This window comes from Neobacillus sedimentimangrovi, assembly GCF_010614825.1.
Lineage (GTDB): Bacteria > Bacillota > Bacilli > Bacillales > Cytobacillaceae > Neobacillus > Neobacillus thermocopriae.
This window is the reverse complement of the sequence record NZ_JAAFZF010000005.1, coordinates 41,181-54,164: the sequence shown is the minus strand read 5'-3', so window position 1 is coordinate 54,164 and position 12,984 is coordinate 41,181. Positions and strand designations below refer to the sequence as shown.

Here is a 12,984-nt window from a genome sequence, read left to right as displayed (position 1 = left end):
CTTTGTATGAAAAAGAAAAGGAATAGCTCATTCTCCTACCTTTTTCTATCCACTTGTAAAGCTAGTATATCGAGTTTCCCAATGCTTTGGTGTGAATTTTTTTACAGTTTGGATATAAAATTGTTAACATAGTAACTATGAAAAGCATATTTTTAAAACCTTACTTATTTGTAGTGTAACATGAAGAGAATTATTTTCCTAAAATTTAGCATGAGAAAGTAAAATTGAAATATAAAGGAGTCTTTAAATGACAATCAGACACTTAATCGCATTGGATTTGGATGGAACATTATTAAAAGATGATAAAACGATTTCTGCGAAAACTAAAAACATCCTTAAAAAAGCAAGAGAGCAAGGACACATCGTGATGATTGCTACTGGCAGGCCTTTCCGCTCAAGTGAAATGTATTATCGGGAATTGGAACTTAACACTCCAATCGTAAATTTCAATGGAGCGTTTACCCATCATCCCCTTGATCCAAATTGGGGATTTTTCCATGAACCACTGGATATAAAAGTCGCAAAAGATATTGTGGAAACATGTAGAAACTTTCATTTTCACAATATTATTGCAGAAGTTATGGATGATGTATATTTCCATTACCATGACCAAAAACTAATTGAGATATTTAGTCTCGGAAACCCGAATATTACTACTGGAGATTTAGTCGATTATTTAAAGGATTCACCGACTAGTATGCTCATCCATACAGAAGAAGATGAATTAAAAAAAATCCGCGACCACCTTTCAGAAGTTCATGCTGAAGTCATTGACCATCGTAGTTGGGCGGCACCATGGCATGTCATTGAGATTATAAAAAGCGGATTAAATAAAGCTGTTGGCTTAAAAAAGGCTGCAGACTATTATGGGATACCAGCGGAAAGGGTTATAGCTTTTGGTGATGAGGATAATGATTTAGAAATGATTGAGTACGCTGGACATGGAATAGCGATGGGAAATGCAATTGATCAAGTAAAAAATATTGCCAATGATGTCACGTTAACGAATGAGCAAGACGGAGTTGCTTTATATTTGAAAGATTTATTAAATCTTTAGTAAGCCCTTAGCTAATCACCATTGTTTACCTATATGAACCGTTCAATGTTGGGCATACTATTTCTTGAGGCAGCACAGCTGTTTCAAAAAGAGCCTTGAGCATATTGGAGGGATTCTAAATGGGTAAAGGAAACAAATCTAAACGCTTTGTCCAACAAGGAACCGATTCGGTCAGAAAACACGATGAACGAATCCCCTACCACATGACCTATGCTGAAGCGGAAGCTCAGAAAATGGCCAATGTGAAAAACTCCTCTCTTGGAGGAATTTAACTATGGGTAATCGTTTGTTCCATGAAGCTCGAAGATTTGTTGAAATGGCGAAAACCGCAAACCCATCTGACCGCGAAGAGGCAGTAGCAAAAGCCAAGAACGCACTAAGCTCTGCTTTTGCTAACTCCACTTTCGCAGAACAAAAACAACTCCAAGAAATGCAACAAGAGCTTGACCAAATCACCTAAATGCACGATAAAGAAAGTGGAGGCGGCCTTTAAGGCACCTCCTCTTTTCATTTAAACTTTTCTAAAACGATTGGATACATGTGTTCAATTTGACCCTTATGATCTCGACCGTAAAGATTTAGAAGCAAAGAAGCATTTTGCGGCAGTTTATCTTTAGGAATATCAATTGTAAGCTGAAACGGCGTCCATTCATCCCTGTTTCCGAGTACCTTTAACGGATGCTCTTGGATATATTCCACATGCCCATCTTCAACGGAATAATAAACAATACTTTTTTGTGGACGGACCTCCCCTTTTATCAAATATTTCCCTTTGGTGCCTGACACCATAATATTACGAAAGACAGTGTTTTCCTCTGGAATCAAAAAAGCAAGGGATTTTGTTAAGTTTGAACGGTCTTTTATTGGTTTGTCATTCAAACGTATTGGTTTTAGTTGTGCCAACAAGGTATATTTTCCTGAGGGCACTCGCTTACCATCCAACTGGTAATTCCAATACTCTTTCCATGTGATTGTTTCTTTTGGCTTTAACGATATCATATGAATGGCCTGTAGAAAAAGTCTTCCTTTTGAAAATCGATATACTTCTTCCCCTTCTTGGTTAGTAATCACAAGTTCATAATACTGCGAAGTTGGAAATTCATAATGAAGAGGAAATTTTCCTTTATTTTGTAAAACTAGTTCTATTTCTACCCTTTCAGGCCCTGGTGTAACATTTACATTCAAATCGTTATTCTTTTCTCTCCATCCACCTGCTGCCTCTGTTCTAATTATGGTTGAAAAAAATAACATTATGGCACAAAGAATTATTCGCATATAAACCTCCATCTCTGCTAATCTCGGCGAAAAAACCCATAAACATCTGTAGTTTGAATGATATTTGTAAAAGCATCTGGATCCACTTCATGAATGATTCGTTCTAAATCAAAAAGTTCATATCGTGTAATGACAATCATCAACATATCCCTTGTTTCATTCGAAAACGCACCTTTTGCTGGAATCATAGTAATTCCCCGAACAAGTTTCGAATGGATAGCTTTCTTCATCTCATCCGCTTTTTTAGTAATGATAAAAGCAGTTAATTTGTGATGCCTTGTATGAATAGTATCAATCACTCTTGTAGAGGTATATAGGAAAACAAGTGTATATAGTGCTTTTTCCCATCCGTAAAGAAAGCCTGCTGTTACGACAATAATCCCGTTCAGAATAAACATATACGGACCAATAGGTTTATCCTTCAATCTCGACAATATCATCGCTATAATGTCTAAACCGCCAGTAGAGGCCCCCCACTTAAGTGTTAATCCGACTCCAACGGCAATAATAACTCCTCCAAAAACCGCATTTAATAAAATATCATTTGATACATGGATAATAGGTATAAGTTCTAAAAAAAATGATGAAAGAACCACACTTAGAAAACTGTAAATCGTAAATGATTTCCCTACCTTTATCCATCCCAGAATGGCGACTGGAATATTAAGGAGCAACAATAGTATCCCGACGGATAAATGAAAAGGGGTATAATCCGTAAGCACTTTTGAAAGTAATTGGGCAATTCCTGTAAAACCACTTGAATACACATTTGCTGGAATTAAGAAAATATTCATTCCAAGCGCACTTAGAAAAGCTCCTAAAATAACAACGAAAAATTTTTTTGTCTGGAGCCAAAACAACAAAATCCCCCCTTTTTAAGCAAGTTAAGGTAATTGTGTTTTTAATCTGAAACCGATAAACTTAAAACTATATATCATTAGTTTTTCGAAAGCAGGTGAGCTTCATGCAGGTAAAAATACTAGCTGACAGCGCATGCGATTTACCAAAAAGTTTTTATGAAGAAAATAAGGTTACCTTATTCCCTTTAAAAGTAGAGATCAATAACCAAGAATTTGAAGATGTTAAAAACATTGATCCAAAAACCGTTTATGAAGCAATCAGAAACGGCTCAATTCCCAAAACATCACAAGTTTCTCCGCTATTGTTTCAAGAAGTCTTCACACAGATGGCTGAGAATAATGAGAAGGGAATTTATATTGCTTTTTCCTCACAATTATCAGGAACGTATTCTACTGCTGTTATGATTCTCGATCAAGTAAAGGAAAAATATCCAAATTTTGATTTAACCATTGTTGATTCTAAATGTGCCTCCCTTGGTCAAGGATTGATCGTCAAAGAAGCAGCAAGGTTAGCAGCAAATAATGTATCTAAAGAAGAAATTCTGAAGAAAGTTCAGTTTATGGCAGACCATATGGAGCATTTATTTACTGTAGAAGATTTGGACTATTTAGCAAAGGGTGGTCGTGTCTCAAAAGCCTCTGCCTTCCTAGGGGGTTTACTGAACATCAAACCGATATTAAATGTGGAAGATGGAAAACTCGTCCCAATTGAAAAAATACGCGGGAAGAAAAAAGTCCTTCGTCGTTTAATTGAACTCATGGAGGAACGAGGGGAAAATTTTCAAGATCAAATCATCGGGATTAGTCATGCAGATAGTGAGGAAACAGCGATAGAAGTAAAAGGCATGATAGAAGAAGAATTTCGTCCAAAAGAAGTATATATTTCATCGATTGGTTCAGCCATTGGCGCCCATACTGGGGCAGGAACTATATCTATATTCTTTTTAAATAAAATGCCAACATAAAAGTGAGGTGTCAATTCACCTCACTTTAATTATTTATGATCCGTTTTCTTCGAGTACTGATTTTTTCCAGCTTTGCGATTTTTTTCGCGCATCATGTTCTTTTCATGGAGCAATGCATTATGATCTTGTGCTTTTTTATCATTATCTGATGTATGTGGCATTATTTTGACTCCTTTCCATAAAGATTCGCTTTATATTTTCTGTCAATATGGAAAAGAGTATGTAAGGAAGTTAATCTTTCTTGGCATAAGTCCAAAAGCCTTCTTGATAAACCTTTCCCTCTTTCATCAATTTTCCCAATGCCCGTTTAAATGCAGCTTTACTGAGACCAAAGCGTTCTTGAATATCTTCTGGCATACTTTTATCACTGTATGGCATGGCCCCGTTACGACTCATCAAATAATCATAAATCCTTTTTGCATCCGTATCCTGTGTCTCCTGTTTTCGACCAAGCAAAGAAACATTTATCGTTCCATCTTCCTTAACATCAATAATCCTTCCTTCCACCTTTTCACCTAAACGCGGTTCCTGTTTCCGCTGGGATTCATGAATGAACCCTTTGAAGCCCTCAACTGTATATATCCAGCTTCCGACTTTTGCTGTCCTATATATATATCCATGAACATTTTTATTAAAATCCTTCCTAGCCGCTTTACTGGCAATCGATTGGATCACTTGGTCCGTTGCCAGTTTCGCATATAATAGACCATTTCGGTTGACCCTTAATGTGACATAAAGAAGGTCCCCTTCCTTCGGCCAGACAGATTTGTAGGACGGCAGATCTTCCTTCCCTAGCAAGATATCTTTTCTAAGTCCGATATTTAGAAACACACCGATTTCCGGTTTCACACTCGTTACTTTTACCCAAGCATAACTGCCGACTGCAACCTCAGGAATGGTCATAGAAGCGGCAGGACGACCTTCTGAATCAACATAGATGAAAACTTCTAATTCGTCCCCCTCTTCTAACTCTCTGTTTGCGTCATTAGAATGAAGCAAAATATCCTCATCACCGTCGGTTAAAAAATAACCAAACCGTGCTTTGCGGGCAACTGTTAATATTGTAGTTTTGCCAATTAATTCTTTAATGGACATGAATAACTCCCCTTTTCTTTTTTGGAGAATATGTTAAGTTGTTTGAACTGCTTTATTTTACTATAATGTAGGCATAAAGGAAAACTTTAGTAGGATATTAAGGAAGTGGAGGTAGAAATCATGTCGAAAGACAGCTCATTTGATATTGTATCCAAAGTGGATTTTTCAGAAGTAACAAATGCGATTACTCAAACGATGAAAGAAATTAGCACTCGCTATGATTTCAAAGGAAGCAAGAGTGAAGTCACTCTTGATAAGGAAGAGCTTGTTCTAATCTCCGATGATGAATATAAAATGGAACAGTTAAAGGATGTCTTACTTAGTAAATTAATTAAGCGCGGTGTTCCGATTAAAAACTTAAATTACGGTAAACTAGAAAAAGCATCAGGGGGCACGGTTCGTCAACGCGTTAAGCTTGTTCAAGGGATTGACAAAGAAAATGCCAAAAAAATTAATACCATTATTAAAAACAGCGGCTTAAAGGTGAAAAGCCAGGTACAAGAGGACCAAATCCGTGTCAGCGGCAAAAGCCGGGATGATCTGCAAAAAATCATTTCCTTGGTGCGTGAGGCTGATTTAAGTATTGATGTACAGTTTGTGAATTATCGATAGTAGAAATGATTAGGAGCTTATAGAGACGAGCTCCAGGTTAAGTCTTTCTAGAATCGAAGATACTGCTTACATAACAAATATTAATAATGAAAACCATAGGATAATGCAAATCATAGTAAAACGCATCGGGAAACCGATGCGTCCATTATTATTCTACGCTATTTCTTTTACCTCTCTTAATAATTAAAATCAAGAACAAAAGTATAAGAAGACTAGAAATGACAACGGCTAAAATGAATGGAATGTTTAATCCTGATTTATCTGCAAGCACATATATCTCCGATTCATCACGTTCTATAACTAAGATGTATTTGTCATTCTTACTACGAACCAAATCTCCCGCCAATAAGCCGCGTAGTTCTTTACCTTTCTCTAGCTGATCAGCTGTTAATGTTACTTTTTGAGTTTCTCTAGTATTATTGATGGCAATTACTGCTGTTTCACCTTTATATTTCCGTTTATATACTGCCATACCATTTTGATCATACAGTACTTCCATTGTACCTCTAGTTAAAGAAGGCAACTTGTTTCTTAATTCGCCTAGTTTCGTCATATAGTCAATCAGTTCTTTTTCTGCACGGAAATTCATCAATCGGCGATTATCAGGTATTTCACCACCATTTAGGGCAATTTCAGTGCCGTAATAAATGACGGGAATCCCTGGTGTAGTATACAAATATGTAAGTGCTGTTTTCCAGCGAGCACCCGGAAACTGTCTTTCTTCAACAATATCTTTTGTAAATCTTGATGTAAATTCATTATCGAAGAAATTTGCCGTTACATGAGCATGTTCCCCATTTTCCGAATAAGAATTAAGAGTGGTGAAAGAACGGTTTGTATTGGCGAAAACCTTCCTTAAATTCTCACTATGACTGTAATCGAAAACGCTGTCTATTCCGGCTTTTTGATATTTTTCTTTATCAATAGTGGTATTTTCAGAAGTTATTCCCATTAGAAAAAAGTCATTTTTTTCTCCTTTTACAGCCTTTGAAAAATTACTCCAAAAACTTAAAGGAACACGGTTAACTTCAGGCAAACTATATCCATCTATATCAGTTTCGTTTATCCACCATGTAGCTGCATCAATTAATTCATTTGCTTCACTAACTTCCAAATTCATTCTATTCTTATTGACTACAACAAAATCGATAATTACTTTCAGCCCTCGTTTATGGGCTTCCTTTACTAGCTGCTTGAACTTATTCAACGTACCGAAATGTTCGTCTACTTTATAATAGTCCTGCACCCAATAACCGTGATAGCCGCCTTTTGTATTATCAAAAATCGGTGTCAGCCGGATCGTTGTAAACCCCATATCATGTATGTAATCGAGCTTATCAATAATACCTTGCAAATCACCTCCATTATATGCTTCCGGATTTTTTACATCTACATCATAATCATTGCTTATATCCGCATTATTAAAGCGGTCAATCATAATGGAATAAACCAGTTCATCTTGCCAGAATCGGCCATCTTTTTTTGGCTCTGCCTTTACTGGAAAGGCTGAAGCGAATAAAACTACCGCGATTAAGAGTAAAATTTTTTTCATATTAATATAAAACCTCCTCACAAAAAGGGAAGAGGATTTCCCCTTCCCTATACTCATTTTAATTTATTAATCTGGTTATTCCAAATTAAAATCATTCGTTCTGTTAATTCACAATGTTAATATTATAATCTTTAAACCATGTGTGCAATTGAACAAAATAGGCTAATAACTGTGGACCTGTCATGAGTTGCCCGAACCAAGGTTCCTGAAAGGAGTTTCCTCCAGACTTAACAAGTTTCTTCAGTTGCTTTTTATCAAAGAATTCATGTAGTGCCGAATTTTTATCTTTTAATATGTTTTCCATCATTATTTGGATAATCTCTGTATAAATTGGATTATGTGTTTTGGGGTATGGACTCTTTTTCCTGAATAGTACTTCCTCAGGCAAAATACCTTCAAAAGCTTTTCTAAGAAGTCCTTTTTCCCGACCACCATACATTTTCATTTCCCATGGGATATTCCATACATATTCAATTAGTCGATGGTCAGCAAATGGAACACGAACCTCTAGGCTGGCTCCCATGCTCATACGATCCTTCCGATCCAGCAATGTAGTCATAAACCAAATCATATTAATATAAAATAATTCCCTACGTTTTGCTTCAGACAAGCTTTCTCCTTCTAATTTCGGTGTCTCAGCACAAGCAAGCTGATATTGCTCCATGCAATACTCACTTAATCTTAATTGTTCCTGCCAATGGGGCTTTAGTAGACCCTCCCGCTCAGAAACGGATCGCATCCACGGAAAACCAGGCCTCTGTAAATCTTGGTGGCGATGAAACCATGGGTATCCACCAAAAATCTCATCTGCACACTCTCCTGACAAACTGACAACAAAATCCTTTTTAATCTCGCGGCAAAACCATAGCAAAGAGGAATCCACATCCGCCATTCCCGGCAAATCTCTTACCCGAACAGCTTCAAACAATTCTTGCGCTAATTGCTTCTGTGAAATGGTCTTACTATGATGAACTGTCTCGTATTGCTTTGACATTAGTCGTATCCATTTTTCATCTGAATTAGGCTGAAATTCATTAGCTGCAAAATAAGTATCATTGCCTTCATAATCGATGGAGTAGGTGTGTAACTGTCCTTTTCCTTGTTTCTCAAATCCTTGGGCTGCAATGGCAGTTATAATACTTGAATCAAGTCCTCCAGATAAAAAAGTACATAAAGGTACATCTGAAACGAGCTGTCTAGTTACAGCATCACTTACTAAATAACGAACCTTTTCAACCGTTTCCTCCAAACTATCCTTATGTTCTGCACTTTGCACATTCCAATAACGCCAAATCTTTAAACCATTCCTTGAAAAGATTAACGCATGAGCGGGTCTAAGTTCTTTTATTCCTTTAAAAACACCCGAACCGGGCGCCCTTGATGGACCGACACCGAACACTCCACGAAGGCCATCCCGATCAATTTCTGCCTTTACTTCAGGGTGTGCAAGTAATGCCTTCAATTCTGAAGCAAATAGTAATCCATTTTGATGTTCCATAAAAAATAACGGTTTAACCCCTAAACGATCCCGTCCAATGAAAAGTTGATCCTTTTTACCGTCCCAAACTGCAAAAGCATAAATGCCATTTAAATGTTCCACACAATCCTCCGCCCATTCTATATAGGCAGTTAACAGTACTTCTGTATCAGAATGCCCCTTAAAAGAATATCCTTTAGTAAGAAGAATTTTGCGGATATCCTCAGTATTATAAAGTTCTCCATTATAACAAATTGTGTAGGTATAACCTTCTTTTTGTTTGGACATGGGCTGCCGTCCCCCCGCCGGGTCAACTACGATCAACCTTTTATGTCCAAAGCCTACATGTAAATCTGTCCATAAATTCGTTTCATCCGGACCTCTTTTTTCTAACGTGTTCGTCATTTTTGTTAGGGTATCCGTTTCTTTACTTATATTTTTATGGTAATCAATCCAACCTAAAATTCCGCACATAAACCCTGCTCTCCCTTCCTGAATCTGCCTTGCATGTTTTTTATTGTATTCAGCCAGAGCAATATAGTTAATTGTCCTAATAACGAAAGTGTGTGAGGAATTCTTTCAAGGATAAAAGAAATTTTTATTTCAGCTAAAAATGATTAAAGTTATAAAAATGATGGATTATGTCTAAAAAGGAAAATGAAAGCTTTAGCACGGAGGGAAACGATGAATCGACAGCAACGAATGCATTTATACGATATTCAAATGAGGGCTTATACAGAAGGATCTGTTGAATATATTAACGACCAATGGATTTTTTTCGATGAGGAGACAGAGGAAGCTTCTTTGTTAGAGAATTTTCTCCAACAGGAAATTGAAATCTTTCGAATGAACCGTTGGAAAACAGGTATACTGGAAGACTCGGGAAAAATTCGAGTAGGAAATGAAATAATCATGGTGCGCGACCATGATAAAATTAGGATTAGAAAGCACTTAATCTATTCTCTTGAAAAATTGCTGGAAGGAATTAATGATGATGCTTTTTTTCAGTTTGTCACAACATTAAATTCTTTAAATTTCTCCATTTATGATTGTATATATTGTTATAATCATTTATCCTTCCTTTCCGATGAAGACTGTAAAGATGGGGTAAATTTCATGGTTTTTGACAATCAAGAGCATATTTGCAGTGTTCAACATCATTTTTGCTATTTTGAAAGGGTAAACGACCGATTTGAATTTACTTTAAATACAGGGAAACGATTAATCATTGAAAAAATGATCTCTTAGGAAAAGGCTCACGAATAATGAGCCTTTTTTAGTTTGGTTATTTAATCATCTTTGCCTTCATATTTTCATACCCAATGTGCCAACACTATTGACCTCTTTAATAACACGATCGAAATATCCTTTTTAAGAAAATCGGTGTAATACGAACGCGTCGACACTAAAGACATGCACTAGACCATCCCTCAATTGAAAGTATAATTTCTTAACCTATAATAAAAGCTGCTAGAGAAATCTAGCAGCCTAAAACAGAATGAATTATTGCGGATACATAATAGACATTGGTAATTTATGAAAACCTAAATACAATACAAGTAGCCATGCAACCACAAATTGAATCCATAATATGTTCGTTTTACGATTAGCAGCAGACTTTCCAAGAATCATTTCAAACAGTCCGATAATCCAAAGACCAACAACCATCTTTAAGATATACCATACATCAATATTGCTGACCATAAAAATAAGTCCTAAACCCGTTCCAATAATAAGAAGATATACTACCCTCAAAATCATTTTGACGATCTTTGCCCCTTTATCCTTTCCGCCTTTTTGCAAAAATAGGGCAATAACAAACAAAATAAGAGCTAAAGCCCAAGCTGTAACATGACCGTGAATCATTCAATTGCCTCCTATGTATATTTTTCGAAAATATCATACCATAGCCTCCGGAAAAATACGAAAAAAACAGTCCAATTAGGGTCATACATCTGTCTATTTCTTCCTCTTCACCTTCCTATTTCCTGAATGTCCGATCAAAATTTGGGCGAACAAATCACATTATATTTGCCTATACATAAGATGATACAGAAGTAATTTAAAAACAGAGGGTGTTTTTATGCCAGCAATAGTGGGAGTTGCTCAGGTGATTACACTTGGTAACAGCTCTATTTTTCATATTGGTGACGTCTATAAAATCATGCCATTTTCAAATGCAAAAACTTTTTCCGGTGCCGGCTCCTTTAATACGGGAGACCAATTAGTTGTAAATAATAAAATGAGTTCGACGAACACATACGATCCTGATACAGTAGATCAGCCGAATTTATTAAATATGTGATGAATGGAGGACTTTCCATGAATTATTACATCCAGCAGTCAATATCCATCAATTTAATAAAAATCGGAGCAATCACCAATTCATCCATCCTTCAAATCGGTAGTGCCGGTATTATTAAATCACAAGCTAATTTATATAATACAGGAGGTTTCACTGAACCCGCACCAGAGGCCGTGCATCCATATGGTGCAACAATAACCGATTTATCAGAATTACCTGCTGTACCATTACAAGCACCAGTTAGAACAAATCATCCTAACTAAAGGTATTGGAAAAAGCAACAAGTGATAAAAGGGGAGAATTATTAAATGGGGTGAGTTCATGTATCAAGATTTTTACCAATACCTTCAATCACTAAAAGGAACTATCCAGTCTCATGAAAAAAGAATAGCCATTTTGGAGCAGACCATCCAAAAAATGCAAAAAGAAATCAAAGAATTAAATGAAAAGAAAACAATTCATGTAGATCGTATAGAATATAAATTTGATCAATTAAAAGTAGAGACTCTTGATGGAACTTTAAATATCGGCTTGAATCCGAATGATTTGTCTGCAATTGAAGAGTTCGAGGTACAAAATCAAACTAATTCCCCGCCAAACTCACCAAAAATGCAAATGCAGCGCTCCTTATTCATTGAAGAAGCCATATACCGGTATTTAGATACAGACCTACCCAGAATTATGGAAGAAAGCCAGAAAAAGCTTGGAATGGAGCCAAATGATTCCTATTTTGAATTTGTGAAACAAGATATCATAAAACAGCTCCCGAATAGAATTGATTTTCATCTTAAAATGAAACAGGAAAAGGAACGTTCTAATGAAGGAATTCAAATCACAGATGAACATATTATTGAAACTTTAAAACAAGAAATCCAAAATGGGGTTATTAGCTTCTTGAAAAATCTTCCAGAATATTTGAAAGGAAGGAATCCTTAATGAATTTTGAAGTATATAATCGAGACTTATGTGTTCAAAATATCGAAATTACTGGTGTGACTAGCTCGTCAATGGTTTTCGTTGGAGATACAAATACTATTCAGCTAGCATCAATATTTGATACTCCTCCAGAATCCTTAATTATTGGCCCATTTGTTCCATTACAACCGGAAGTGACAGGATAATGTTTCAGAGAACTTCTTATGTAGACAATATTCATGTAAAATCGATATCCTATTCCTCTATATTCCAAATAGGCGACTCTCATTATATTTATAAATTATCTAGAGCTATTGCGGTCCAAAGAGAAGCAGAAATTTTTTATGATAATGAAGGAGAATTTTCTAATTATCGCGTGTTTACACGGCCTATTCACTTTGAGCCAATTGATGAACCCATTTCCATTCAACAACACCAATTACATCCGATCATAAAAGTAAATAATATGAATATTACTGGATTATCGTCTTCCTCCATGTTAAATATCGGTAGCAGCAAACATCTTTCATTGGAAGCCAGGGTTAAGCACATACGTCAAATCTTCCCAAAAGAGAATGAACATAACACTAAACCATAGCATATATTATCATAGGCAAGGACCCGACAGTCTAATAAAAAAAGGGTGTTTTTAATGCCAGCAATAATAGGACCCGTACAAATTGTCAATGTGACCGGAGGAATTGTCCATTTTGGTGATACCGTCTATATTTCTCCGAAATCCGGTTCTAAAACTTCTGCCGGTTCGGGTGGATTTAATACTGGCGGTCTTATCGTTACAAATAATGGGCTGAGCGGAACCAATGTCTTAGACACAGACCTAATTGACCAACCTATTACAGGAAATGGTTAA

The 12,984-nt window shown here is 36.3% G+C and carries 19 protein-coding genes; 12 read left to right on the top strand and 7 right to left on the bottom strand.

Annotated elements, in window-relative coordinates:
• Positions 1-247: 247 nt before the first annotated feature.
• The 3 genes from GZA11_RS03650 (at position 248) to GZA11_RS03645 (ending at position 1,517) form a co-directional block, all read left to right on the top strand.
• Positions 248-1,057, top strand: a complete 810-nt coding sequence (locus GZA11_RS03650) for a Cof-type HAD-IIB family hydrolase (protein ID WP_038540350.1) — start codon at positions 248-250, stop codon at positions 1,055-1,057.
• Positions 1,058-1,176: 119 nt separating this feature from the next.
• Positions 1,177-1,329, top strand: a complete 153-nt coding sequence (locus GZA11_RS16435; protein ID WP_163251348.1) for a hypothetical protein — start codon at positions 1,177-1,179, stop codon at positions 1,327-1,329.
• 2 nt (positions 1,330-1,331) lie between these two features.
• A complete protein-coding gene (locus GZA11_RS03645; RefSeq protein ID WP_038540346.1) occupies positions 1,332-1,517 on the top strand; it encodes a DUF3813 domain-containing protein in 186 nt (61 codons plus the stop codon).
• Positions 1,518-1,564: 47 nt separating this feature from the next.
• Here the strand turns inward: GZA11_RS03645 and GZA11_RS03640 are convergent, their stop codons facing one another.
• Both GZA11_RS03640 and GZA11_RS03635 read right to left on the bottom strand, forming a co-directional pair.
• Positions 1,565-2,332: a BsuPI-related putative proteinase inhibitor gene (locus tag GZA11_RS03640; RefSeq protein ID WP_051968290.1), complete on the bottom strand. Its 768-nt coding sequence runs from the start codon at positions 2,330-2,332 to the stop codon at positions 1,565-1,567.
• A 17-nt stretch (positions 2,333-2,349) separates the two neighbouring features.
• Positions 2,350-3,192, bottom strand: coding sequence for a YitT family protein (locus GZA11_RS03635; protein ID WP_163182918.1), 843 nt, complete (start codon positions 3,190-3,192; stop codon positions 2,350-2,352).
• A 104-nt stretch (positions 3,193-3,296) separates the two neighbouring features.
• Here GZA11_RS03635 and GZA11_RS03630 point away from each other — a divergent pair, with 104 nt between their 5' ends.
• Positions 3,297-4,157 carry a DegV family protein gene (locus tag GZA11_RS03630; RefSeq protein ID WP_163182917.1) on the top strand — a complete coding sequence of 287 codons (861 nt, stop codon included), beginning with the start codon at positions 3,297-3,299 and terminating at the stop codon, positions 4,155-4,157.
• Positions 4,158-4,186: 29 nt separating this feature from the next.
• Here the strand turns inward: GZA11_RS03630 and GZA11_RS03625 are convergent, their stop codons facing one another.
• Together GZA11_RS03625 and GZA11_RS03620 are read right to left on the bottom strand one after the other, a co-directional pair.
• Positions 4,187-4,318, bottom strand: a complete 132-nt coding sequence (locus tag GZA11_RS03625; RefSeq protein ID WP_081905143.1) for a DUF3941 domain-containing protein — start codon at positions 4,316-4,318, stop codon at positions 4,187-4,189.
• A gap of 70 nt (positions 4,319-4,388) precedes the next feature.
• Positions 4,389-5,252, bottom strand: a complete 864-nt coding sequence (locus GZA11_RS03620) for a CvfB family protein (protein ID WP_038540340.1) — start codon at positions 5,250-5,252, stop codon at positions 4,389-4,391.
• 120 nt (positions 5,253-5,372) lie between these two features.
• On the opposite strand from GZA11_RS03620, the gene GZA11_RS03615 reads away from it, so the two are divergent.
• A complete protein-coding gene (locus tag GZA11_RS03615) occupies positions 5,373-5,864 on the top strand; it encodes a YajQ family cyclic di-GMP-binding protein (protein WP_038540337.1) in 492 nt (163 codons plus the stop codon).
• 148 nt (positions 5,865-6,012) lie between these two features.
• On the opposite strand, the gene GZA11_RS03610 is transcribed toward GZA11_RS03615, so the two are convergent.
• Positions 6,013-7,416, bottom strand: a complete 1,404-nt coding sequence (locus GZA11_RS03610; RefSeq protein ID WP_163182916.1) for an alpha-amylase family glycosyl hydrolase — start codon at positions 7,414-7,416, stop codon at positions 6,013-6,015.
• A 103-nt stretch (positions 7,417-7,519) separates the two neighbouring features.
• Positions 7,520-9,367, bottom strand: coding sequence for an asparagine synthase (glutamine-hydrolyzing) (gene asnB / locus GZA11_RS03605; RefSeq protein WP_163182915.1), 1,848 nt, complete (start codon positions 9,365-9,367; stop codon positions 7,520-7,522).
• A 210-nt stretch (positions 9,368-9,577) separates the two neighbouring features.
• On the opposite strand from asnB, the gene GZA11_RS03600 reads away from it, so the two are divergent.
• Positions 9,578-10,141 carry a DUF2777 domain-containing protein gene (locus tag GZA11_RS03600; protein WP_038540328.1) on the top strand — a complete coding sequence of 188 codons (564 nt, stop codon included), beginning with the start codon at positions 9,578-9,580 and terminating at the stop codon, positions 10,139-10,141.
• Between the two features lie 255 nt (positions 10,142-10,396).
• Here the strand turns inward: GZA11_RS03600 and GZA11_RS03595 are convergent, their stop codons facing one another.
• Positions 10,397-10,759, bottom strand: coding sequence for a YisL family protein (locus tag GZA11_RS03595; protein WP_038540325.1), 363 nt, complete (start codon positions 10,757-10,759; stop codon positions 10,397-10,399).
• A gap of 217 nt (positions 10,760-10,976) precedes the next feature.
• Here GZA11_RS03595 and GZA11_RS03590 point away from each other — a divergent pair, with 217 nt between their 5' ends.
• Genes GZA11_RS03590 through GZA11_RS03565 form a run of 6 tightly spaced genes read left to right on the top strand, consistent with a single transcriptional unit; the run spans position 10,977 to position 12,984 of the window.
• Entirely contained in the window at positions 10,977-11,198 is a 222-nt protein-coding gene (locus GZA11_RS03590) for a spore germination protein (RefSeq protein ID WP_038540322.1), read from the top strand.
• Between the two features lie 17 nt (positions 11,199-11,215).
• Positions 11,216-11,461, top strand: a complete 246-nt coding sequence (locus GZA11_RS03585; protein WP_038540319.1) for a spore germination protein GerPB — start codon at positions 11,216-11,218, stop codon at positions 11,459-11,461.
• A gap of 58 nt (positions 11,462-11,519) precedes the next feature.
• Complete coding sequence (gerPC, locus tag GZA11_RS03580; RefSeq protein ID WP_163182914.1) at positions 11,520-12,134, top strand: spore germination protein GerPC; 615 nt, start codon at positions 11,520-11,522, stop codon at positions 12,132-12,134.
• A complete protein-coding gene (locus GZA11_RS03575) occupies positions 12,134-12,319 on the top strand; it encodes a spore gernimation protein GerPD (RefSeq protein WP_038540312.1) in 186 nt (61 codons plus the stop codon). The genes gerPC and GZA11_RS03575 overlap by 1 nt, the downstream gene beginning before the upstream one ends.
• On the top strand, positions 12,319-12,711 hold the full coding sequence (locus GZA11_RS03570; protein ID WP_038540310.1) for a spore germination protein GerPE: 393 nt from the start codon (positions 12,319-12,321) through the stop codon (positions 12,709-12,711). The genes GZA11_RS03575 and GZA11_RS03570 overlap by 1 nt, the downstream gene beginning before the upstream one ends.
• Positions 12,712-12,765: 54 nt before the next feature.
• Complete coding sequence (locus GZA11_RS03565) at positions 12,766-12,984, top strand: spore germination protein (RefSeq protein WP_038540305.1); 219 nt, start codon at positions 12,766-12,768, stop codon at positions 12,982-12,984.